Below are 22,057 nucleotides of genomic sequence, written 5' to 3'. Positions count from 1 at the left end.
AATAGCGCCGGCTACAGGTACGCTATTACAATCTGTGACCTATTAAGTATGGTTTCTGATACCGGGCTTTGGCCTGACTTTAAAAACCATTATCTTTTTGCTATGAATCTGCCGGCTATAAAATATCTCACCGTCAACGAACAGGATCCGGGATGGGGTTTGATCACTACAACAGTAGGGTTGCAAAAGATCCTGCCGCTGCAGGCTTACCCGTCTAAAGATCATCCATCGCCTTACTGGTTTTATCCCGAAACAGGCAGGATATTGCAGGAGTTCCAGCTGATCTATATCACAGAAGGGAAAGGTACATTCAGGGTAAAAAGCAAACCTGCCATTACGGTAAGTGCAGGCCAGATCATCATGTTGTTCCCCGGCGAATGGCATACCTATTCGCCCGCGGCAGAGGGATGGACCACCTATTGGGTAGGTTTCAAAGGTCGTTTTGCGGAACAGCTGGTACAGCAACAGTTCTTCAGGAAAGCAGACGCCATACACCAGGTAGGATACCAGGAAAAAATGGTTGCATTGTTCCAGGATATTATCCAGCATGCCTATGAAGAAAAGCCGGGATACCAGCCGCTGATATCTTCCACTGTTATACAGTTGCTGGGATTGCTGCATTATACCATTCAAAACAACCAGTTCACCGACCCTGAAATTGTAACAAAAATTGCCAGGGCAAAAACAATGATGCAGGAGCATCCGGGTGGAGAAATACCGCCGGAAGAACTGGCGCAAGCGCTGAACATCAGCTATTCCTGGTTCCGGAAAATGTTCCGGAAATATACAGGACTGGCGCCGGCGCAATACCAGCACCAGCTGAAAATGCAGAAAGCCAGGGAATGGCTGGCCAATACAGATAAGCCGGTTAAAGAGATCGCTTACATACTCAATTTCGATTCTCCAAACTATTTCAATAACAGCTTTAAACAGAGCACAGGCATTACTCCCGCCAGGTTCAGGAAACTATGGAGGTCGGGCGCTTAAAATAAACAGCCGGCTCCTGCGGGGAGCCGGCTGTTTATTTTAAGCGGCAGAGTAAAATTACTGTCCTTGTATGGCGCTTGGGTCCATATACACGATCTCCCATTTATGGCCGTCCGGATCGTTGAATGTACGGTTGTACATAAATCCGTAATCCTGTGCGGGGCGTGGTTCGGTTGCTCCTGCTTTCAGCGCTTTATCCAACATGGCATCTACTTCTTCCCTGCTGTTGGCAGTCAGGGCCAGGATCACTTCATTGACCTTTGAAGTATCTGCTATTTCCTGGTCAGTAAAGCTTTTAAAATAATCGTTTTGCAATAGCATTGCATAGATAGTGTCCGAAATTACCAGGCAACCCGCTTTTTCATCTGTGAACTGGGGATTGAAAGAATAGCCGAGGCTGGTGAAGAAACCGATACTGCGCTGCAGATCTTTAACAGGCAGGTTGACGAAAATACTTGTTGCCATATTGATAATATTAATTTTTAACCAGTGGAAAAACAGACCTGATAGCCGGTATGCGGAGGTATAAGGCAACCCATAACAGGATACCCATTACAACAGGGAAATAAAAAGGAACGTTCATGCGATACATTACAGCCACTGCACCCCCGAGGTAACAGCAAAGCAATACGGCGCCCAGAACAGCAGTTCTTGGAATGGCGTAAAGAATGGTAGGCGCCAGTAAGATAAAGCCTAAGCCCTGCACATGTTCTGCGGGCCAGCCCAGTTGAGTGGAACCTTGAACGGAAGGCGCTGCCAAAGCTATTTTCATAACAGCATCTACCAGCAGAAATAAAATACAAAGGCCTGAAAGTATCCAGCCTGTTATTGCAGCTCCTTTAGAAGGATTTTTTCTTGATAAATAAATGTTAGGTGTTTCCATGATGTTAGTGTTTTTTGACAATACAAACTTACGCCGGCCCGCCAGCATTGCTGGTGGGAAAACACGACAATCTATACGGGCGGTTGCGACAAGTTCAGAACATCTTACCTTTGCCCCATGGATTATTTCAAAAAGCAGCTGGAATTACTGAAAACGGAACGGGCAGCAGACCGGCAATCATACCAGGAGATGACGGCCAATACCACTATTGCAGAGAAAAGGGCAAATGGCCTTACCTGGTACCCTATTGCTATTAAAGGGTCGGAAATGGGCAGAGGCGATTACCTGATAGTAGAAGTAGAACGGACCACGCATACAGATATTCCTCACCAACTAAGGTTTGGCTCCAGCGCTGTGCTGTTTTCCAACCATGATGCACAGCACCACCGGCTTGAAGGAACTATTTCCTATCAAAGCGGAAACCGGCTGAAAATAACCCTGCCAACAGACGAGTTACCGGAATGGGCCAGCAATGGCAAACTGGGTATAGACCTACTGTTTGACGAAAATAGTTATGAAGAGATGCAGCAGGCCCTGAAACAGGCTGCTACGCTATACGAAAAAACGCCGCTGATCCAGATCCTCACGGGCGACAGGAAACCAACATCTGAAACGCTGGCTGTTCCTTATGTGAATAACCGGTTGAACATTTCGCAACAGGCGGCGGTAAATAACATTTTATCGGCCAACGACCTGGCCATTGTACATGGCCCGCCGGGTACAGGGAAAACGACGACCCTTGTACAGGCCATCAAAGCTATCTGGCAGCAGACGGAGAAACAAATACTGGTAGTAGCCCCCAGCAATACGGCTGTTGACCTGCTGAGCGAAAAGCTCTCCGACGAAGGATTGAATGTATTGAGAGTAGGTAATCCTGCCAGGGTATCGGAGCGTTTAATGTCGCTGACGCTCGACGCCCGGGTAGCTGCGCATACAGACCTGAAAGAACTTAAAAGGCTGAGGAAACAGGCCAATGAGTTCAGGGATATGGCGCATAAGTACAAACGTAATTTCGGGAAAGCGGAACGGGAGCAGCGCAAGGCGTTATTTGCAGAGGCCCGCAAGATCATGGAACAGGTAAGCAACTCTGAACAATATATCATGAAGGATGTGATCTCCAAAGCGCAGGTGATCACAGCTACGCTGGTAGGCGCTAATCATTATACGGTAAGGGAGCTGGAGTATCATACTGTTGTTATAGATGAAGCGGGGCAGGCCCTGGAACCAGCCTGCTGGATCCCCATCCTGAAAGCGCAAAAAGTGATATTGGCAGGCGATCATCAGCAGTTGCCCCCAACCATTAAATCGGAGGAAGCGGCGAGGAACGGGCTGGCCACTACCCTGCTGGAGAAAAATGTATTGCACCATCCCGAAACAGTTACTTTGCTGGAAGAACAATACAGGATGCACGAAACCATTATGGGTTATTCGGCAAAGGTCTTCTATGAAAACAAATTGAAAGCGCATCAGTCGGTAGCGCAGCAATTGCTTTTTGATGCAGATGTTCCCCTGTCGTTTATTGATACCGCCGGCTGCGGGTTTGAAGAAAAGCTGGATGGAACCAGCACCAGCAACCCGGAGGAAGCCGCCTTTTTAATCAAACATCTTACCCAACTGGCAATTTCCCTCGGGGTACAATATAAGGCAAAGGATTTTCCTTCTATTGCCGTAATTTCGCCATATAAGCAACAGGTGATCACGTTGAAAGAGCTGCTGGAACATGCCCCTGAACTGCAGCCATACAGGGATAAGATCGCCGTTAATACAATCGACAGCTTCCAGGGCCAGGAAAGAGATGTAGTATATATCAGCCTTACACGAAGCAACACCGATAACAAGATCGGTTTCCTGTCAGACATCCGCCGTATGAACGTTGCTATGACCAGGGCCAGGAAAAAGCTGATCGTGATCGGCGATAGCAGTACGTTATCGGCTTTCGATTTCTATGCAGGATTTATCAGTTATGCCGAAGAACAACAGGCTTATTTAAGCGCCTGGGAATTTATGGATATATAAATCAATTTTCTATGCTGCCGTTTCAACAACTAGTTTTATTCGCCCTTTCTGCCCTGCTAATGGTATTGATACCAGGCCCGAATATGATCTACCTGATCTCCCGTTCTGTTACGCAGGGCCGCAAAGCGGGGCTGATCTCACTGGCCGGAGTGATAACAGGTTTTGTGTTTCATATCACCCTGGTTTCTTTCGGGCTTACGGCGGTATTAATGGCAGTACCTTACGCCTATACGATCCTTAAAGCCGCAGGTAGTCTATACCTGTTATACCTGGCCTGGCAAACCATTAAACCCGGAAGTAAAAGCCCGTTTGCGGGCAATGCCAGGCTGGCCCCTGATAGTAACGTGAAGCTATATACAGTAGGATTATTCACGAACATGCTTAACCCTAAAGTAGCGGTGTTTTATCTTTCGTTGTTCCCGCAGTTCATACACCCGGAGTATGGTTCAGTGCTTACCCAGAGCTTCCTGTTAGGGTTTACGCAAATATGCGTGAGCTGTACCGTGAATTTCCTCATCATCATTTTTGCAGCCAGCGTAACACAATGGCTTGGCGCAAATCCAAAGTGGGTAAAGGTTCAGAAGTGGATAATGGCGGGAGTGTTTGGAGGACTGGCAGTAAAAATGGCGTTGGATAAGGGGAAATGACCTCCAACAAACTACTATTTTAAGTATATGCTGTCATGCCTGTAACCGGTAATTTTACGACAGCAAACCAAATGAATGTTTTCCCGACCTGGTACTTTACATGCAACGTTGTGCTGCTGGTTCCTGTTAATGATGACTATCCGGCTGGAAGCACAGCGAATAGTCCTGGGTAACCCCTCTATGGAAGGCGAGCCGGGAAAAGGGATCATACCCTCTCCCTGGTTCATAGCAGGAGGCACGCCGGATACACAGCCAGGTATATTTGACGTAAAACAGCAACCGTCGGCAGGCCGCAGCTATATTGGCATGCACAGTGGCAAGGGATTCCTGGAAGGTACCGGCCAGGCATTGCAACAACCACTGAAGCCACACACTACCTACGTACTGAGTTTTGACCTCGCATTTACTGCCTATTATCTTTATCCTGCCTGTTACGGCAACCTGGCTATTTATGGAGGCAATGCGCCGGGCGACACTGCCGCCCTTTTATGGACATCAGGCAATTTTACACATACAGATTGGAAACGGTACCATGCCGTATTCCGCGCCATGCAGGCATGGCGCTATATCTCGTTCTGGGCCTACCCTGCAACGCCATGTAACAAAAGCAGTTTCGGCATTGCATTGCTGATAGATAATTTATCTGCCATTGACGAATTAATACCGCCGGTTGTAACGGCTACTGTAAAACCATGCAGTTGCGGAGAAGTTACAGATGGCAGTATAACATTGCACGTTACAGGCGGAGCGCCTCCTTTTCAATTTCAGCTGGATAATGGCATGTGGCAAACAGACAGTGTTTTTAATGGCCTGGTAGCCGGGCCTCATAACGGGAAAATCAAAGATAGCCACGAGTTCAGCGCCACTGTAGATACCGTAGTGGCTTCTCCCTGGAAGAATTGCCTGGTAGTATTTCCAAATGCATTCAGCCCGAACAACGATGGCCAGAATGATATTTTCCGTCCAAAAGTTTATGATGCCATACACGACTACCGGTTACAGGTATACGACAGGTGGGGTAAGCTGGTGTTTTCCAGCCAGGCGCCCGGATCGGGATGGGATGGAAATGTCAGGGGTGTTCGGGCTGACGTGCAGTCTTACGTGTACATATGCACATATACCGATAGCCGGCAGGAACAGCATATGCTGAAAGGAAGCGTGTTTTTGTTGTATTGAAGTATTAAGAAGCAACATCAGATGCATAAGGGAACGTAAGCGTAAAAACGGTGCCTGTCGCGTCGCTATGTACCGTTATGATACCGTTGTTGGCAGTAACAAAACGTTTTACAATAGCAAGGCCCAGACCGGCGCCTTCCCTGTCGCCAACATTTCCGGCACGAAAGAAAGGCGTGAACAAAAAACGTATATGCTCTTCCGGTATGCCGATACCCTTATCTTTTACCCTGATGCAAAGCTCTTGTTTCCGGTAAGACAAACTAAGCAAAGGCGCTTGTTCCTGAGAATATTTAAATGCGTTCCCTATAAGGTTGACAAGGATACCCGTCAACTGGCTTTGATCCACATAAATATCGCGACGCCTCCCCGTAATTTTTATCCTCAGCTGCCGTTTGTCTGGCCGCTGCTGGAAATACCGCTGTCTTATCATTTTGGCAAAGGCCGATACATCCGTCATCTCAGGCTTTGTATCCGGGTTTCCGGCTGCCATACTTCCACTGATAAGGATGTCTTCTAGCATATTATTCAGCGTAGTTATTTCTTCCTTAATACGGGACAGATTTCGCTGGTAAAACGGTAACATTAATTCATCCAGTTGCATTTTTGTTTCCAGCAACTCTATCGAAGAAGAAATGGCGGTGATGGGCGTTTTAATTTCGTGCATGGCCATTGAAATATATTCAGATCGCATCTCTGTTAATGACCGTTCCCTGACGACATGGCTGATGATGGGTTCCCGCATACGATGGATTTTCAGTTGATAGAATAAGGTTTATTTCGAAGGATATGGTTAGCAGGTTACATTTTTTCTGTTCACAATATACGCAGTCCCGTTGTAAAAAATCACATATAAATAAATATAATTCAATTGCATTTTCTTTTTAAAACTTTTCTAATCAATAACTTAAAACAAAAAAACATTTATTACATTATTCAAAATATAATATCAAAATAAAACATTAAATTATTTACTATTTAATTCAATTACACATGAGCTCACTTTAAATATGTGTAACTAACGCACTTACAATCATTTTTAACTCTGCCGCTAACATCCTATCAATTTTACCCTTATCTTTATTATCAGATTATTTTATTGTACCATATCAACCAAAAAACCTCCCCCTCTTATTATGATTAACATTGGGATCATTGAAGACAACCACTTCTTATTAAACAACTACCGCGAATTTCTTGAGGATTTCCAGGAATGTAATGTAGTATTTGCATGCAAAACCATTGAAGAATTCATGGCATTACCGACAACGTATCCTGACCTGAAAGTCGTGCTACTCGACATCACATTACCAGGCATATCTGGCATAGACGGTATTGCAGAAGTAAAGCAACGCTACCCTGATACCAAGGTGGTTGTATTATCCGGGCACGACAGCAAGCAATATGTTATTGAATCTATTAAACGGGGAGCCAGCGGATACATTATTAAAACAAGCCGGCTGAGCGATATCTATCAATCGATCATCGACACTGTGCAGAGCGGCGCCACCTTATCACCTAAAGCGGCACATATGCTGATCAGCCACTTAAACGAAAACCCGCTTGAAAGTGTGAAAGATAAACTTACCCGCAGGGAATATGAATTGGTTCAATTGCTGAAACAAGGCTACTCATATAAGGAAATGGCAGAAAAACTGTTCGTTACCGTGTTTACAATCAACCAACATCTAAAAAAGGTATATCAGAAGCTGAACGTTTCATCTAAATCTGAATTGATCTCAAAAATTTGGTCAAATAATTTATCACGTCTCCTGTTTTTGGTATCCCTCTCCGAAAATATTTTATATTTTTCTTTTAATGATATGTTGCAGGATTTTGCAGCCAGTTTACTTTTATAAGTAGCAAGACCAGTAAGTTGAATGCAATTTGTACTGTAGTTAGTAATTGATTCCGGGTCCTAACTGAAGTAATATTGTATGGAGAGAAAAGAAGCGTGCGAGTGATGATTTTAAATGCCATACGATGATATTGAAAACCTGCTTAACCTGGATAGGATTGGGATTAGTATGTTTGAATTGTTTGTTCACTTCCTGCACATCAACCAAAAATGCTGTTTACTTCAGCGACGTAAAAGACACAGTGCTATCACCGGTTGATGGCAATTTTGAACCCAGGATACAAAAGAATGATATACTGCAGATCAATGTAAGCAGTCTTAACCCGGAGGATGTCATCATTTATAACGTATCCAACATGACATCAGCGTCGGGCGCCGGAGGAGCTAATGCAGGAGCAGGCGCTATGCTGGGAGGTTTCCTGGTGAATGAGCAGGGATATATTCAATACCCCGTATTAGGCCCCATTAAAGTAACAGGGCTTACAAAAAAAGCGCTCACCGATTACCTGCACGATCAACTCATAGAACGCAAGCTGCTGGTAGATCCTGTGGTAAGCATCCGTTTCCTGAATTATCGCGTCACGATATTGGGAGAAGTCAGCAAACCAACTGTAGTGAATGTCACCAACGAGAAAATATCAGTACTGGAAGCGCTGGGAATGGCAGGCGATATAACGGTGTTCGGCAAACGAAACAACATCCTCCTGATACGGGAAGTGGATGGCGAACGGATCATCCGCCGGCTGGACCTGAATGATAAAAAGATCCTCAATTCTCCTTATTATTTCCTCCAATCAAATGATATAATTTATGTGGAACCCAACAAATCAAAGATAGCGACGGCTGACCGGTCCCGGCAAATACTGCCTATTGTGCTCAGCAGCTTGTCCTTACTTGTCATTATCCTGGATCGTTTAGTTATTAATAATTAGCATATGCAAAAGGTGAAGGTAAATGGAAATAAAATCCAGACCGGCGAAACGCCACAGAGCCTGCTAACGTTTATCCGTTCGCACTACCTGCCTTACTGGCCACTGTTTGCAACAGCCATTGCAGCCGCACTCGCATGCGCTTTCCTGTATCTCCGTTACGCAACGCCTCTCTATAAAATATCTGCCGTATTGCTGGTACAGGAAGCCTCTAACGGACTTGCCGCCAGCGACATGCTGCAATCGCTCGACCTCATGGGCGGCAGCAAAACGATCATGGAAAATGAAATTGAAATATTAAAATCACGTACCCTAACTAAATCGGTTATACGAAATCTTAACTTATACGGCGAAGTCATAGAAAACGGGAAAATAAGAGACGTAGTACGGTATAAAGACAGTCCACTGAAATTCGTTTTCCTGGAACCCGACGCCATACAACCGGCAACGGCCGGCAACTGGCCTTTTACCTACAATGCGGTCACAAGACTGGTAACGATCGATGGTAAACAATACCCAGTAGGCGACACCGTGCAAACCAGGTGGGGAAAACTGTTGATACAACGGCAAAACAAACATATGGATACTGCTGCCAGTTATTCCTTGCACCTGATGACAGAAAAACAATGGATGCAACTGATACTGGGAACCATGAAAGTGATGCCTGCCGCCAAAGCCGGTAGCGTGGTAGACCTGGAGTATACCGACGCCGCGCCGGACCGGGGCGAAGACATCGTCAACGAACTCATCAGGGTTTACAACAAAGCAGCAGTAGAAGATAAAAACCGGACCTCCGCCAATACCATGAGCTTTGTTGAAGAGCGGTTGCGAATTGTCAGCGCAGAACTGGGACAGGCAGAAACGCAGGTAGAACATTTTAAAAGGGCAGAAGGAATTGTGGACATCGGGGAACAAAGCAAATTGTTCCTGGCCAGTGTACAGGAAAATGACCGGAAAATGAGCGAAGCCAATATGCAACTCTCCGTACTGGACGCCATCGAAAAATATGTTACAAGTCAAAACCCTGCGGGCAACATTGTACCAGGTACGATCGGCCTCACGGATGCAGTACTATTGGAGCTGGTCACAAAACTATCCGAAACAGAACTGCAACTGGAACGCCTGCGGAAAACAACCGGCGAAAACAGCCCATTGCTGGCGAGCCTCAACCGGCAGGTCGAACGCCTTAAGCCTGCCATCATGGAAAATATCGGGAGCTTGCGAGCTAACCTCCAGGCGGGGCTAACAAGGCTGCAGGCCGAGAACAACCGCAACATGGGCATTATCCGCAGCGTACCGGGAAAAGAAAAAGCATTGCTGGAAGTAAGTCGCCAGCAGGCCATTAAAAATAACATTTACACCTTCCTGCTAGAGAAACGGGAAGAAACCGCCCTTGCTTACGCCGCCGCGGTATCGGACAGCCGGATAGTAGATGCTGCCGAATCGGCCGCCTATCCTTTCAGCCCGCAAAAACCAATGGTACTCGGCTTCTCCGTATTAACCGCCATAGCGCTGGTAGCGGGATTTGTATCACTGAAAGATATGATGAACAGGGAAGTGATGTTCAGGGCGGATATCGAAAAGGCAACCATCGCACCGATCGCAGCTGAGATCATTTATCACGACAGTAAAGACCCCGTGGTGATGAGCAATAACAGCAGAACGGCCATAGCGGAACAGTTCCGGGCATTGAGAACGTCTTTATCCTATATAGGCTTAAACGGCGACCGCAAAACATTAATGATCACCTCCTCTATCTCCGGCGAAGGCAAAAGCTTTATTTCTGTGAACCTGGCAATGAGCCTTTCGCTGGCCGGTAAAAAAGTTGCCCTGATGGAATTTGATCTGCGGAAACCGATGATCAGTAAAATGCTGAACATGCGCGCTGTTCCCGGCATCAGCAACTACCTTGTTGGCAAAGCATCGTTACCCGATATCCTGCAGAAGGTAGATAACAACGAATGTTTATACCTGCTGCCTGCCGGTATCATGCCTCCTAATCCCAGCGAACTTATTCTCAACGGGCAACTGGAGCACCTCCTGAATGAGCTGAAAGAACGTTTCGACTACATCATCATCGATTCAGCTCCCGTAGGCCTGGTAACAGACGCCCGGCTGATTGCGCCCTTCTGCGACGCTACCCTGTATGTGGTGCGTCACCAGCGTACGCCCAAACACTACCTGAAACTGGTGGAAGAGCTGTACCAGAACCGGGAACTGGGAAAACTGAATATTGTCTTTAACGGGATAAAACGACAAGGTGTGGCCGGTTACGGTTATGGATCCGGGTATGGCGATATAAACGGCTACGGCTACACGGAGACAACGCAAAAAAAAGGTTTGTTCAAACGAACTGCTAAATAAAATAGAAAAATCAGGTCGCCTCATTTCATATAACACTGGGAGAATTACGCCCAGCCTGCCCTTATAATTTCCACACGAACTATCCGATCACCTTAAAAACGGCTCTTATGTTTAATGCTCAACCATTAGCCTGGTATGCGGTTTATACCAGGGCTAAATGCGAAAAAAAAGTAGCTGACTTGTTCACCCGTAAAAAAGTTGAACACTATTACCCGGTTAAACAATTAATACGCGCCCGCAAGATGGTAGAGTCACCACTCTTCCCTTCTTATGTGTTCGTCCGCATCCCCGAAAGCAGGACCTGGGTAGTACGTGAAACGGAAAACGTGGTAAACTTCGTGTACTGGCTGGAACAACCTGCCATTATACCCGATCACGAAATTTCACTGATAAAGCATTTCCTGCGCAACTATGAAGACGTATCGGTAGAAAGATTTCCCATTAATGCCGGCAGCGACAGAACAGATTCTTCCCGTGGCAAGATCATACAACTCGCCAGCAACCGGGTAAAAGTGGAATTAAGCAGCCTCGGTTGCATGCTCGTAGCAAAAGTACCGTCAAGAGAAATAGCAGTGATCAGCGGAAGCATAACAGTAAACGGACATCATTATTGAATCTAACAAATTAACCTTATGATGCAGCATATTATTCTGTGCGGAGGCTCCGGCACCCGGCTATGGCCCTTATCAAACCAGCAAACGCCCAAACAGATGCTAACTTTGTTCGACGGTTACAGCCTTCTTCAACTGGCTTTCCGGCGAAACCGTTTTGCCTGCAACAAGGTAATGGCCATTGTAAATGAACAACAGGCGGCAATGGTTAAAGAACAACTGGAACAGGCCGGCGCTTCCGATCCTGTTTGCCTGGCAGAGCCGGTAGGACGCAATACCGCCGCCGCCATTGCGTTGGCCGCTTTTGCAACAGATCCTGAAACCATCCTGCTGATCACACCTGCCGACCATCTTATCGGCACGCCGGATAAATATGCCATGGCTATAGAGACCGCCGGGATACTGGCTGCAGGAAATTATGTTGTCACTATCGGGCTGGTACCCACTTATCCCGAAACAGGGTTTGGCTACATCAGCTATTCCGGGCACGACGTACTCCGGTTCGTTGAAAAGCCCGACCGCGTAGTGGCGGAAGCGATGCTCGCCGCCGGGGGCTTCCTGTGGAACAGCGGCATTTTCTGCTGTAAAGCAGGCATAATACTTCGTGAACTGCAGCAACATGCACCCGCCATTTATGAGGCTGCCGCCGTTGCCGCTGCAGAATGGAAAAACACCGGCGTTTTAAGCCGGGAAACCATGGAAGCCATCCCGTCAGATAGTATTGACTACGCCGTACTGGAAAAAAGCAATATCGTAAAAGTGGTACCCACCCAAATGGACTGGAGCGATGTAGGCAGCTACGAAGCGCTGGCAGACGCGCTTTCAAGGCACTATCAGTATTGCAATCACCAGGCCGTCTTTATCGAAAGCGATCCGCATAAGAATATCGTGATCGGGAAAGATAAACTGGTAGCCCTGGTGGGAGTAGACAATATGGTAGTGGTTAATACCGACAGCGCCCTCCTGATCATGAAACGCGGCAATGGCCAGGATATCAGGCAACTGCATCAATGGGTCAGGGAAAACCGGCCGGAACTCCTGTAAACATTAACTGAAGCATATGAAAGCAAATGATCCTATCTATATAGCCGGTCACCGTGGCATGGTGGGCGGCGCCATCAAACGAAAACTGGAAACTTTAGGTTATCAGAACATTATTACACGCAGCTCGGGGAGCCTGGACCTGCGCAAACAGGAAGAAGTAGATGCCTTTTTCGCAGCCGAAAAACCCGCCTATGTATTCCTGGCTGCTGCCAAAGTAGGCGGTATTCACGCCAATAACACCTACAGGGCCGAGTTCCTGTACGACAATCTCATGATCGCCTCCAATGTAATACATGCCGCCTGGAAACATGGGGTCACCAAACTGCAATTCCTGGGCAGTTCATGCATTTATCCCCGTATGGCGCCGCAACCGATCAAAGAGAGCTTCTTACTGACAGGATCGCTGGAACAGACCAATGAACCCTACGCCATCGCCAAGATCGCCGGTATCAAATTATGCGAAGCATACCGCGACCAGTACGGCTGCAACTTTATCAGCGTGATGCCTACCAATCTTTTCGGCATAGGCGATAATTACCATCCGGAGAATGCGCACGTACTGCCGGCATTGATCCGGCGGTTCCACGAGGCGAAGGTAAATAACCGCCCTTCGGTAACAGTATGGGGAACGGGAACGCCCAAACGGGAATTCCTGTTTGCCGACGACCTGGCAGATGCCTGCGTATACCTGATGCAGCATTACAATGAGAAAGAACCGGTAAACATCGGCAAAGGCGAAGATCTCACCATCCGGCAACTGGCAGAATATATCAAGGAAGTGGTTTGCTACGAAGGCGAATTGATATTTGATACCAGCAAACCGGATGGAACGCCCCGCAAGCTGATGGATGTATCCAGGCTGCACCAGTTGGGGTGGAAGCATTCCATCAGCCTGAAAGAAGGACTGGTAATGGCATACAGGGATTTCCTGCAACAGGATCAATTCAAATTACAATCATAATAGCAGTTGTATGAAAATAGTAATCGTTGGTACCGGGTATGTTGGGTTAGTAACGGGAGCCTGCCTGGCAGAAGTAGGAACAGAGGTGGTGTGCGTTGATGTGAATACCGCCAAGATCGAGCGTTTGCAAAACGACGTGCTGCCTATTTACGAACCTGGCTTGCTGGAAATCGTAAAACGCAACCGGCAGGATGGCCGCCTGTTTTTCACAACCGACCTGGCCTCGGCCTTGCCCGGTGCAGAAGTGGTGTTCATTGCTGTAGGAACTCCCCCGGGAGAAGATGGCAGCGCAGATCTGCAATACGTCTTGCAGGTAGCCAGCCAGATAGGACAGCTTATGGAGCATTACCTCGTGATCGTTACCAAAAGCACCGTGCCTGTTGGTACCGCCGCACAGGTGAACAGGGCGGTGAAAAACAGCCTGGATGCCCGGCAAAGGATCCTGGACTATGATGTAGCCTCTAATCCTGAATTCCTGAAGGAAGGCGCCGCAGTGAACGACTTTATGAAACCGGATCGTATTGTCGTTGGCGTTAATACCGCCAAAGCCCGGCAAACACTTGAACAGTTATATCACCCCTTCCTGTTAAACGGGCACCCGATCCTGTTCATGGATATTGCATCGGCAGAGATGACCAAATATGCGGCCAATGCCATGCTCGCCACGAGGATATCCTACATGAACGACATCGCTAACCTATGCGGACTGGTAGGCGCCGACATTAACCAGGTAAGAAAAGGCATTGGCAGCGATCCCAGGATAGGCAAACACTTTCTTTACCCCGGTATCGGCTATGGCGGTTCCTGTTTTCCGAAAGATGTAAAAGCGCTCATGCAAACAGGCCGGGAATATGGCTACCAGCTCCGGATTCTGGATGCGGTGGAAGCTGTAAATGAAGATCAGAAAAAACTATTGTTCGGGAAAGTGCTCCGGCATTTTGATGGCGATATCCGTAATAAAAAATTCGCGGTCTGGGGACTTTCATTCAAGCCCAATACAGACGACATGCGCGAAGCGCCATCGCTGGTGCTGATAGACAGCCTGCTGGAAGCCGGCGCCATTGTAAGCGTATACGACCCGGTAGCTATGGAGGAGGCACACGGTTACCTGGGCAACAGTGTCACCTACGCAGAAGATATGTATAACGCAGCCGAAAATGCCGTAGCGGTATTGCTGGCAACAGAGTGGAACACCTTCAGGATGCCGGACTGGCAACGGCTGCGAAGCCTTATGCAATCGCCGCTGCTGTTCGACGGCCGCAACATCTACGATAATGTACAACTTACTCAACTCGGATTTACTTATTACGGCATTGGCAAAACGACTGATACAGTTAACGCGCTGATACAGTGACCGGTTTTAAATCCTGCAACCATTATTTCTATCACCATTAAATAATATTATATGAAAGTAGCCCTGATAACAGGTATTACCGGCCAGGATGGAGCTTACCTGGCAGAACTGCTGCTGGAAAAAGGATATATGGTACACGGTGTCAAACGTCGTGCTTCCCTGATCAATACCGAGCGCATTGACCATTTGTACCAGGATATGCACAGCGAGAATATACGCTTTCGCCTGCACTATGGTGATATGACAGACAGCACCAACCTGATCCGCATCATCCAGGAAACGCAGCCCGACGAAATTTATAACCTGGCAGCCATGAGCCACGTCAGGGTGAGCTTCGACACGCCGGAATATACGGCCAATGCCGACGGTATCGGTACCCTGCGGTTGCTGGAAGCATTACGTATACTGAAGATGGAGAAAAAGACCCGTATCTACCAGGCCAGCACCTCGGAGCTATACGGTCTTGTCCAGGAAGTGCCGCAACGCGAAACTACTCCTTTCTATCCCCGCAGCCCCTATGCAGTAGCGAAGCTATATGCTTACTGGATCACGGTTAACTACCGGGAGGCTTATGGGATGTATGCCTGCAATGGCATCCTGTTTAATCATGAAAGCCCCCTGCGGGGCGAAACATTTGTGACCCGCAAGATCACCAGGGGCGCCGCCGCCATCGCACTCGGGCTACAGGATAAGCTGTACCTGGGAAACCTGGATGCGCAGCGGGACTGGGGGCATGCCAAAGATTACGTGGAAGCAATGTGGCGTATCCTGCAACAGGAGCAGCCAGACGATTATGTAATCGCTACCGGCATCACTACCACCGTTCGGGAATTTGTTCGAATGGCTTTCGAGGAACTGGGCATCACCGTCACCTTCCAGGGAAATGGCGTCGAAGAAACAGGCATTGTCACCGCCTGCTCAAATGAAGCGTATTCGTTGCCGTTAGGAAAAGAAGTAGTCGCTATTGATCCGCGTTACTTCCGCCCTACCGAAGTGGATCTGCTCATCGGCGACCCTACCAAATCGAAAACAGTACTGGGCTGGGAACCAGCTTACGACCTGCCGGCATTGGTGAGGGAGATGATGGCCAGCGACATAGAATTATTTGCAAAGAAAGAAGTAACACAACTGGAACACTTAATCGGGTAAACAAACGGTCATGCAGGTAGCAAACAAGGTGATATTAAATACAGGCGCACTTTATGGGCGAATGCTCATTACCATTTTCATCTCGCTGTTCGCCACCAGGCTGGTGCTGAATATGCTGGGAGCGGCCGACTACGGGTTATTCAATCTCGTAAGCGGTGTGATTGCCATGTTATCATTCCTGAACATCGCTATGACCATCAGCACGCAACGGTATATGTCGTTCCATCTGGGTACCAAAGACAGCCACAAATTAAAGCTGGTGTTCAATGCCAGCGTATTGCTGCACCTGGTACTCGGACTGGCTATGGTACTGCTGTTCGAAGTATCCGGCAGCTACCTGTTCGATCATGTATTGAATTACCCGGCAGACCGTACTATGGCTGCAAAGTTGATTTTCCAGTTTATGATAGTCAGCGCCTTCTTTACTATCATATCTGTGCCCTATGATGCTACGCTGATAGCACAGGAAAACATGGTAATGGTAGCTATACTGGGCGTTGTTGAATCGCTGGGCAAATTGCTGATAGCCGTAGTCCTGCAATATACCGGTTACGATAAACTGATCGTATACGGTGGGCTCATGGCGCTGCTCACAGTGTTAATACTGCTGTTCAAGCAAGTGTATTGCTCCATGAAATACGAGGAAAGCAGGATCGGCATCCGGCGGTATTTCGACCGGCAATTATTGAAGGAAATGTTTGCCTATGCAGGATGGAATATGTTTGGCGCCGGCAGTGTAGTTGCCCGCAACCAGGGATTGGCATTACTGCTGAATGTATTCTTCGGAACTATTGTAAATGCAGCCTATGGCATCGCTAACCAGGTAAACGCCCAGTTAAGCTATTTCTCGGTAACGATGTTAAGGGCATTGAACCCGCAGATCATAAAAAGCGAAGGCAGTGGCGACCGGGCACGTATGCTCCGTCTTTCCATGATCGCAAGCAAGTTTTCCTTTTTCCTATTGAGCTTCTTTGCTATTCCCATGCTGATAGAAATGCCTTTTGTATTGAAATGCTGGCTCAAACAGGTGCCGGAGCATACAGTAGTGATGTGCCGGTTGGTTGTTATTGCCACGCTTATCAACCAATTGTCTGCCGGCATCCAGGTAGCTGTGCAATCAGTAGGAAAAATAAGGAAATACCAGGTAGTGGTAAGCACAATAGTGCTGTTGAACCTGCCTATCGCGTGGTTGCTGCTAAAAGCAGGATGCGCTTCTTCCACAGTACTTGTCAGCGCCATCGTGGTAGAAGTAGCGAGTGGAATATACCGGGTCGTAGCGGCAAAAAGAATTACAGGCCTGTCTCCCCTCCTGTATATCAAACAGGTGATCATCCGCGCCATCGCGCCGGTACTGTTATCCGCAACGCTGGCATTGGCGCCGCAATGGTTCATGACGGAGGGAGTAATACGATTGGGAGTTACCACGCTGGTAAGCGTCCTGGCAATGATCACCTGGGTGCGGCTGATCGGACTGACACCGGAAGAGATAACCAAAATGGAACAACTATTCAGCCGCGTCTTCTCAAAACTGCAGGCAAGATTGATAGTACTAAAAGCAAACTAATATGCATATACTTTTCTTTACAGATATTTCGCCCTTTCCGCAGAACGGAGGAGAGAGGATCAGGAGCTATTACCTGATCAAGGCCTTGTCGCAGCTTGGATACGAGGTAATTGCAGTAGTGCGGAACGTGGAAAATGTAGACCTGGAATCCCATCATCTCCCTAACGTTACTTTTCTTACTTACGAAACAAAGGAATTTGACCTGCTCACCCGTATAACCGGTAAACAATATTTCCAGCGGTCGCCGGCCGTACTGGAAATCTTCAGGAAGATCTGCCAGGACTATCCCATAGCTGCGGCGTTCCTCGATTACGGTTATGTAGGTCATTACATTTCCTTCTTTAAATCGAGGCATATCCCCGTGATCCTGGGTACGCATAACGCACAACCGATGATCACCTGGCAGTTGCCGTCGGCCAGCCTGCGCGACAGGATCCGCAAGCTGCAATTGTTCAGCATGGAAAAACTGCATGAGCGGCTATACTTCAATAAGGCCGACGCGGTGTTGGTGGTCAGTGATGATGACCACGCCTATCATACCAGGTTCCTGCCTGAAAGGAAAGTATTTACAGTGCCTAATTTCCTTGACCAGCGCGATTATCATCTGTTCGGGAAAAAACAACAACAGGTACTGGTAATGACCGCCAACTTCGGCGTATATATGAATTTTGCGGGTCTGAAATGGTTTATTGAAAACGTGTGGGATAAAGAGCTGGCTGCCAGGTACGACCTGTGGCTGGTAGGACGGGGATCGAAGGAAGCCTTGAAAAGTATTACCGGCAAAGAGGAATACCAGAACATAGTAGCCTTTGGAAAAGTAGACGACGTGAAATGGTATATCTCCGTTGCCAGTGCAGTTATCATCCCTCTCATACACGGCAGCGGCACCCGGTTAAAATGCCTCGAAGCCATGGCCCTCAGAACTCCTATTATCAGTACCAGCAAAGGCGTAGAAGGAGTAAAGAGTAAGCACTTTATAATAGCCGATGAACCATCGGACTTTAAACAATCACTGCTGAATTTCGACAGCGACACAGATAACGGCGCTTTGTTACAGGAGGACTTCCAGCGGGAATACAGCCTGGAAGTGAACAGGCACCGCTTGCAACAGATCATTAACTACGCCGTGCGCGGCAAAATACAAGTATATGCTCACCCGGCTTAAGATAGCATTATATACTTTGCTCAGCGGCGTAAATGTAGCCTTGGTCGGGCAGTTGAAGCTGAACGAAATCATGGTGCTGCTGTCTGCCCCCTTCGTGTTCGACAGGCGCGATCTCAAGGCTTATCCTATGTTCAGGAAAGTCATTGGAGCGCTGACAGCTTTGTTTATCTGCCAGGTGATCACAGACCTGTTTATTGTAAAAACCTCCTCCGAAAATTTCATGCGCGGATGGGCGGCCATTGTCATGTCTATTCTCTCTTTCCTCTTCCTGTTTAAAACTTTGAAAGATGACAGGATTATTTTCTTCTTCCTATGTATGACCCTGATAAAAAATATTATATGGACAGACGAGAATGCCGACACTGACATGTCATATTTCAAATTCAAGATGGTGCCGATCTTATCCTATGGCGTATACATCCTGTCATTCCTGCTATACAGGAACGGCCACTGGAAAGCAGTACTGGCTTTACTCCTGGCGTATAGCCTGCTCTGTTTTGCAAGAGATTCACGGTCAACCGGGATGGTGTTCTTCCTTGGCGCCATTATCATCTACTGTTTTAACAGCGGGATGTACCTCACGCGGGATCGCCTCCTGGTGTTTGGCATAGCAGGATTATTAGTATTCCAGTTTGCATATGTAAGTTATGTTAATGCAGTATTGAACCACGAGCTGGGCGGAGAACATGCGTCTGAACAACTGGAACGGCTGGACAACCCGTACAATCCGCTGGAATTGCTTATGACAGGCCGTGGAGAAACTTTTGCCGCACTGGCGGCGATCAGCGATGCTCCCTGGTTTGGCCACGGTTCCTGGGCAAAGGATGATAACCTGAAATACTACCGTATCCTCTTGCTGTACCAGAACGAGGAGATGAATGAACAACTGGCTACATCTACCGATCACCTGATCCCCAGCCACTCCATTTTACTTGGGGCCTGGGTAAACTGCGGGCTGGGTGGGTTTATTGCCGTACTGCTGGTATTTATCTTTTTACTGAAAATGGGATTCTACCTGGTGGCCAGGGCGTCGGACACCGCGCTCTACCCGGTGCTCGTGTTGATGACCATCGGCGTGATCTGGACCTTCCTGTTTTCGCCGATCCAACAGCTGCGGTTCAACGTACCGGCAATTGGCGCTATCCTGTTGCGGGCCTACTACGAGTGCTTGCCGGTACCCGACGAAACAGTTCCAGAAGAGGATACACATGAAATAACGGGCATCATTGCCCCGGAAGCAGAAATATAAAACGAAAAAACAACAGCTATGAAAATATGCTTCATCACGCTGGGCGATATTAAGTTCATTGCCACCATGAAACGGGCCATCGGAATGGCTAACCCTCTCCTGTCGCTGGGCTGGGAAGTTGCGATCATTGCGCAGGACAGCGAAGAGAACAGGAAACGTATAGCCATGGAGTGCAGCGACGCAGTAAAGGTTTTTTACTATCCCGAAGGCACTGCTGCCGAAGAGGTGCAGACTAAAACTGCGCTGGTAAATGAAATAGCCCCGGATTACATTCTTTTTTGCTCTTTCAGCTTCCGTAACCGCATTTTAAAAAACAAACTTAAACATAAACCAAAGATACTCATCGAGCATTCAGAACTGCCCTCAGGCATCCCGGATAACAGGGGGCTACGCAAATATGCAATGCTGGCGCTGGAGTACTGGTCGGTATGCTACGCCGACGGGTTATTATGCGCAAGCAGGTATCTCTGTAAAACATATGCCAAAAGAGCTGCACAACTTTTCCGCAGGCAGCTCCCGGTCCTTTATTCTCCTTATGCCTTCAACAACGAAGTGGTGGAATCGCCGCGTACCCGTTACCAGGAAATAAAAGACGCATATGCCTCCAAAAAGCTGCTCATCTATATGGGTACGCTTACCCGCAACTATGGCCTGTTTACCATGTTAGAGGCAATGGATATGATCAGCAAAGAACGGTCCGACGTACACCTTTTACTGTTAGGGCGTGGACGGCACCAGGAAGAGGCTAAAGCTTTTGTGAATGAAAAGGGATTGACGAACCAGGTACAGTTCCTCGGCTATACGCCCGAAGAAGACCTGAGCTCTTATTTTTCCGCAGCAGACGCATTTATATCTCCCCTGAATGATACCGTCCAGGACTGGGCCCGATGTCCAAGCAAGATCTATATGTACATCCCTTTTGAAAAACCGGTGTTCACCTGCCGGATCGGGGAACCGGCAGAGATATTCGGAAAAGAGGGATACTATTTTGACAACCGGCATCCGGCATCGCTGGCTGCACTGATCAACCAACTGGCATCCGGCGGTTTGAAAGCTCCCGGGGTCGACAGGCTTGCCCATAGCTGGGAAAAACGGGCTGTTGACTTTACCGGCTGGATCAACAGTAACTATACAGACAAAGTATTAAGTATTGCTAACCTGTAAATGAAAACAAGGTGAATTACGTTTATTATAAAGATCCTAAAGGCAATTTTGGCGATGACCTCAACGGATGGTTGTGGCCCAGGTTGTTTGGTGAAGGGAAGGAAAAAGATCCGGATGTATTCCTGGGTATTGGCTCTATTTTGTTCAACGACTCCCCTTTATTCCGCGACCTGAAGACGCAGCGCAAGATCGTGTTTGGCACCGGGGTACGGCCTGTACATAAGATCTTCCGGCTGGACAGCAGCTGGGATATCCGTTTCCTCCGGGGGCCGTTATCTGCCTACGCTTTTAACAACCAGTTCCCATATATCGCCGATGCAGCGTATGCGATCCGTCTGCTCCCCGATCTCGACAGGTTCCTGCATATGCCGAAGAAGTATAAGGTAAGCGTGATCCCTTATTTTAAATCCGTACCGTTCTTCGACTGGGAGCACATCTGCTCCCGGTTAGGGTTCAATTATATTTCACCGCGCGCCGAAAAAGGAGTGGAACATACGCTGGAAGAGATTGCGGCATCAAAATATGTTATTGCCGAAGCTATGCACGGCGCTATTCTCGCCGATGCGCTGAGAGTGCCCTGGCACAGGTTCCTGTTGTCGACGCCGCATACAGAAGGCAGCGGCGTATCGGAATTCAAGTGGATGGACTGGCAGGCGGCTATTCATCTTTATAATATCAATGCAACGCCTGTAAAACTGTACCGGAAGTCGTTCCTGCACCAGAAAATAAAGTCGCTCTCCCGCAATCGCATCAGTGCCGAGTTCCTGGTACCTGAGCTGGTAAAAACTGAGTTGATGAAAACGCTGGAAGATGTGATGGAATTTTACCTGTCGGAAGATGAAGTTGTCAGGCGTATAGATAATAAGATCTATGACGAAACAGAGTTGTTGAGAAGAGAGCAGCGCATAGATAGTACCTCATTTATTACAACACATTAGT

The 22,057-nt window shown here is 47.8% G+C and carries 20 protein-coding genes; 17 read left to right on the top strand and 3 right to left on the bottom strand.

Going from position 1 to position 22,057, the window contains the following annotated elements:
* Positions 1 to 102 precede the first annotated feature (102 nt).
* Positions 103 to 987: an AraC family transcriptional regulator gene (locus BLV62_RS10935; protein WP_168927802.1), complete on the top strand. Its 885-nt coding sequence runs from the start codon at positions 103 to 105 to the stop codon at positions 985 to 987.
* Positions 988 to 1,044: 57 nt separating this feature from the next.
* On the opposite strand, the gene BLV62_RS10930 is transcribed toward BLV62_RS10935, so the two are convergent.
* Both BLV62_RS10930 and BLV62_RS10925 read right to left on the bottom strand, forming a co-directional pair.
* Positions 1,045 to 1,452, bottom strand: a complete 408-nt coding sequence (locus BLV62_RS10930) for a VOC family protein (protein ID WP_089761531.1) — start codon at positions 1,450 to 1,452, stop codon at positions 1,045 to 1,047.
* A gap of 10 nt (positions 1,453 to 1,462) precedes the next feature.
* Positions 1,463 to 1,870, bottom strand: coding sequence for a DoxX family protein (locus BLV62_RS10925; protein ID WP_089761665.1), 408 nt, complete (start codon positions 1,868 to 1,870; stop codon positions 1,463 to 1,465).
* A gap of 117 nt (positions 1,871 to 1,987) precedes the next feature.
* On the opposite strand from BLV62_RS10925, the gene BLV62_RS10920 reads away from it, so the two are divergent.
* From BLV62_RS10920 to BLV62_RS10910, 3 genes are all read left to right on the top strand, one after another.
* On the top strand, positions 1,988 to 3,886 hold the full coding sequence (locus BLV62_RS10920) for an AAA domain-containing protein (protein WP_089761529.1): 1,899 nt from the start codon (positions 1,988 to 1,990) through the stop codon (positions 3,884 to 3,886).
* Positions 3,887 to 3,897: 11 nt separating this feature from the next.
* Positions 3,898 to 4,533, top strand: coding sequence for a LysE family translocator (locus BLV62_RS10915; protein WP_089761527.1), 636 nt, complete (start codon positions 3,898 to 3,900; stop codon positions 4,531 to 4,533).
* 75 nt (positions 4,534 to 4,608) lie between these two features.
* The gene (locus BLV62_RS10910; protein ID WP_089761525.1) at positions 4,609 to 5,709 is read left to right on the top strand and encodes a T9SS type B sorting domain-containing protein; all 1,101 of its coding nucleotides are present in this window, start codon (positions 4,609 to 4,611) and stop codon (positions 5,707 to 5,709) included.
* Between the two features lie 4 nt (positions 5,710 to 5,713).
* On the opposite strand, the gene BLV62_RS10905 is transcribed toward BLV62_RS10910, so the two are convergent.
* Positions 5,714 to 6,451 (bottom strand): sensor histidine kinase, encoded by a 738-nt coding sequence (locus BLV62_RS10905; RefSeq protein WP_089761524.1) that lies wholly within the window; start codon positions 6,449 to 6,451, stop codon positions 5,714 to 5,716.
* Between the two features lie 391 nt (positions 6,452 to 6,842).
* Between BLV62_RS10905 and BLV62_RS10900 the strand changes: the two genes are divergently transcribed.
* The 13 genes from BLV62_RS10900 to BLV62_RS10840 all read left to right on the top strand — a co-directional run bounded on the left by BLV62_RS10900 (position 6,843) and on the right by BLV62_RS10840 (position 22,056).
* A complete protein-coding gene (locus BLV62_RS10900) occupies positions 6,843 to 7,565 on the top strand; it encodes a response regulator (RefSeq protein WP_089761522.1) in 723 nt (240 codons plus the stop codon).
* Positions 7,566 to 7,689: 124 nt separating this feature from the next.
* Positions 7,690 to 8,496, top strand: a complete 807-nt coding sequence (locus tag BLV62_RS10895; protein WP_089761521.1) for a polysaccharide biosynthesis/export family protein — start codon at positions 7,690 to 7,692, stop codon at positions 8,494 to 8,496.
* 3 nt (positions 8,497 to 8,499) lie between these two features.
* A complete protein-coding gene (locus tag BLV62_RS10890; RefSeq protein WP_089761519.1) occupies positions 8,500 to 10,857 on the top strand; it encodes a GumC family protein in 2,358 nt (785 codons plus the stop codon).
* Between the two features lie 107 nt (positions 10,858 to 10,964).
* On the top strand, positions 10,965 to 11,471 hold the full coding sequence (locus tag BLV62_RS10885) for a transcription termination/antitermination NusG family protein (RefSeq protein WP_089761517.1): 507 nt from the start codon (positions 10,965 to 10,967) through the stop codon (positions 11,469 to 11,471).
* A gap of 18 nt (positions 11,472 to 11,489) precedes the next feature.
* A complete protein-coding gene (locus BLV62_RS10880) occupies positions 11,490 to 12,512 on the top strand; it encodes a mannose-1-phosphate guanylyltransferase (protein ID WP_089761515.1) in 1,023 nt (340 codons plus the stop codon).
* A gap of 16 nt (positions 12,513 to 12,528) precedes the next feature.
* Entirely contained in the window at positions 12,529 to 13,473 is a 945-nt protein-coding gene (fcl, locus tag BLV62_RS10875; RefSeq protein ID WP_089761514.1) for a GDP-L-fucose synthase, read from the top strand.
* A 10-nt stretch (positions 13,474 to 13,483) separates the two neighbouring features.
* A complete protein-coding gene (locus BLV62_RS10870) occupies positions 13,484 to 14,827 on the top strand; it encodes a UDP-glucose dehydrogenase family protein (RefSeq protein WP_089761512.1) in 1,344 nt (447 codons plus the stop codon).
* A gap of 51 nt (positions 14,828 to 14,878) precedes the next feature.
* On the top strand, positions 14,879 to 15,976 hold the full coding sequence (gene gmd, locus BLV62_RS10865) for a GDP-mannose 4,6-dehydratase (protein ID WP_089761510.1): 1,098 nt from the start codon (positions 14,879 to 14,881) through the stop codon (positions 15,974 to 15,976).
* 10 nt (positions 15,977 to 15,986) lie between these two features.
* On the top strand, positions 15,987 to 17,540 hold the full coding sequence (locus BLV62_RS10860; protein WP_139170103.1) for a lipopolysaccharide biosynthesis protein: 1,554 nt from the start codon (positions 15,987 to 15,989) through the stop codon (positions 17,538 to 17,540).
* A 1-nt stretch (position 17,541) separates the two neighbouring features.
* Positions 17,542 to 18,705, top strand: coding sequence for a glycosyltransferase family 4 protein (locus BLV62_RS10855; protein WP_089761506.1), 1,164 nt, complete (start codon positions 17,542 to 17,544; stop codon positions 18,703 to 18,705).
* Positions 18,689 to 19,954, top strand: a complete 1,266-nt coding sequence (locus BLV62_RS10850) for an O-antigen ligase family protein (RefSeq protein ID WP_089761504.1) — start codon at positions 18,689 to 18,691, stop codon at positions 19,952 to 19,954. The genes BLV62_RS10855 and BLV62_RS10850 overlap by 17 nt, the downstream gene beginning before the upstream one ends.
* 18 nt (positions 19,955 to 19,972) lie before the next feature.
* Positions 19,973 to 21,118, top strand: a complete 1,146-nt coding sequence (locus BLV62_RS10845; protein ID WP_089761502.1) for a glycosyltransferase family 4 protein — start codon at positions 19,973 to 19,975, stop codon at positions 21,116 to 21,118.
* Positions 21,119 to 21,129: 11 nt separating this feature from the next.
* Complete coding sequence (locus tag BLV62_RS10840) at positions 21,130 to 22,056, top strand: polysaccharide pyruvyl transferase family protein (protein ID WP_089761500.1); 927 nt, start codon at positions 21,130 to 21,132, stop codon at positions 22,054 to 22,056.
* Position 22,057 lies beyond the last annotated feature (1 nt).

The sequence above is a fragment of the Chitinophaga terrae (ex Kim and Jung 2007) genome (assembly GCF_900107795.1).
Lineage (GTDB): Bacteria > Bacteroidota > Bacteroidia > Chitinophagales > Chitinophagaceae > Chitinophaga > Chitinophaga terrae.
Note: the sequence above shows the minus strand (reverse complement) of the source record. Positions and strands in the feature narration are given on the sequence as shown.

Coding starts and splice junctions, on each gene's coding strand:
- BLV62_RS10935 (WP_168927802.1), top strand. CDS start 103: ATGAATCTGCCGGCTATAAAATATCTCACCGTCAACGAACAGGATCCG.
- BLV62_RS10930 (WP_089761531.1), bottom strand. CDS start 1,452: ATGGCAACAAGTATTTTCGTCAACCTGCCTGTTAAAGATCTGCAGCGC.
- BLV62_RS10925 (WP_089761665.1), bottom strand. CDS start 1,870: ATGGAAACACCTAACATTTATTTATCAAGAAAAAATCCTTCTAAAGGA.
- BLV62_RS10920 (WP_089761529.1), top strand. CDS start 1,988: ATGGATTATTTCAAAAAGCAGCTGGAATTACTGAAAACGGAACGGGCA.
- BLV62_RS10915 (WP_089761527.1), top strand. CDS start 3,898: ATGCTGCCGTTTCAACAACTAGTTTTATTCGCCCTTTCTGCCCTGCTA.
- BLV62_RS10910 (WP_089761525.1), top strand. CDS start 4,609: ATGTTTTCCCGACCTGGTACTTTACATGCAACGTTGTGCTGCTGGTTC.
- BLV62_RS10905 (WP_089761524.1), bottom strand. CDS start 6,451: ATGCGGGAACCCATCATCAGCCATGTCGTCAGGGAACGGTCATTAACA.
- BLV62_RS10900 (WP_089761522.1), top strand. CDS start 6,843: ATGATTAACATTGGGATCATTGAAGACAACCACTTCTTATTAAACAAC.
- BLV62_RS10895 (WP_089761521.1), top strand. CDS start 7,690: ATGATATTGAAAACCTGCTTAACCTGGATAGGATTGGGATTAGTATGT.
- BLV62_RS10890 (WP_089761519.1), top strand. CDS start 8,500: ATGCAAAAGGTGAAGGTAAATGGAAATAAAATCCAGACCGGCGAAACG.
- BLV62_RS10885 (WP_089761517.1), top strand. CDS start 10,965: ATGTTTAATGCTCAACCATTAGCCTGGTATGCGGTTTATACCAGGGCT.
- BLV62_RS10880 (WP_089761515.1), top strand. CDS start 11,490: ATGATGCAGCATATTATTCTGTGCGGAGGCTCCGGCACCCGGCTATGG.
- fcl (WP_089761514.1), top strand. CDS start 12,529: ATGAAAGCAAATGATCCTATCTATATAGCCGGTCACCGTGGCATGGTG.
- BLV62_RS10870 (WP_089761512.1), top strand. CDS start 13,484: ATGAAAATAGTAATCGTTGGTACCGGGTATGTTGGGTTAGTAACGGGA.
- gmd (WP_089761510.1), top strand. CDS start 14,879: ATGAAAGTAGCCCTGATAACAGGTATTACCGGCCAGGATGGAGCTTAC.
- BLV62_RS10860 (WP_139170103.1), top strand. CDS start 15,987: ATGCAGGTAGCAAACAAGGTGATATTAAATACAGGCGCACTTTATGGG.
- BLV62_RS10855 (WP_089761506.1), top strand. CDS start 17,542: ATGCATATACTTTTCTTTACAGATATTTCGCCCTTTCCGCAGAACGGA.
- BLV62_RS10850 (WP_089761504.1), top strand. CDS start 18,689: ATGCTCACCCGGCTTAAGATAGCATTATATACTTTGCTCAGCGGCGTA.
- BLV62_RS10845 (WP_089761502.1), top strand. CDS start 19,973: ATGAAAATATGCTTCATCACGCTGGGCGATATTAAGTTCATTGCCACC.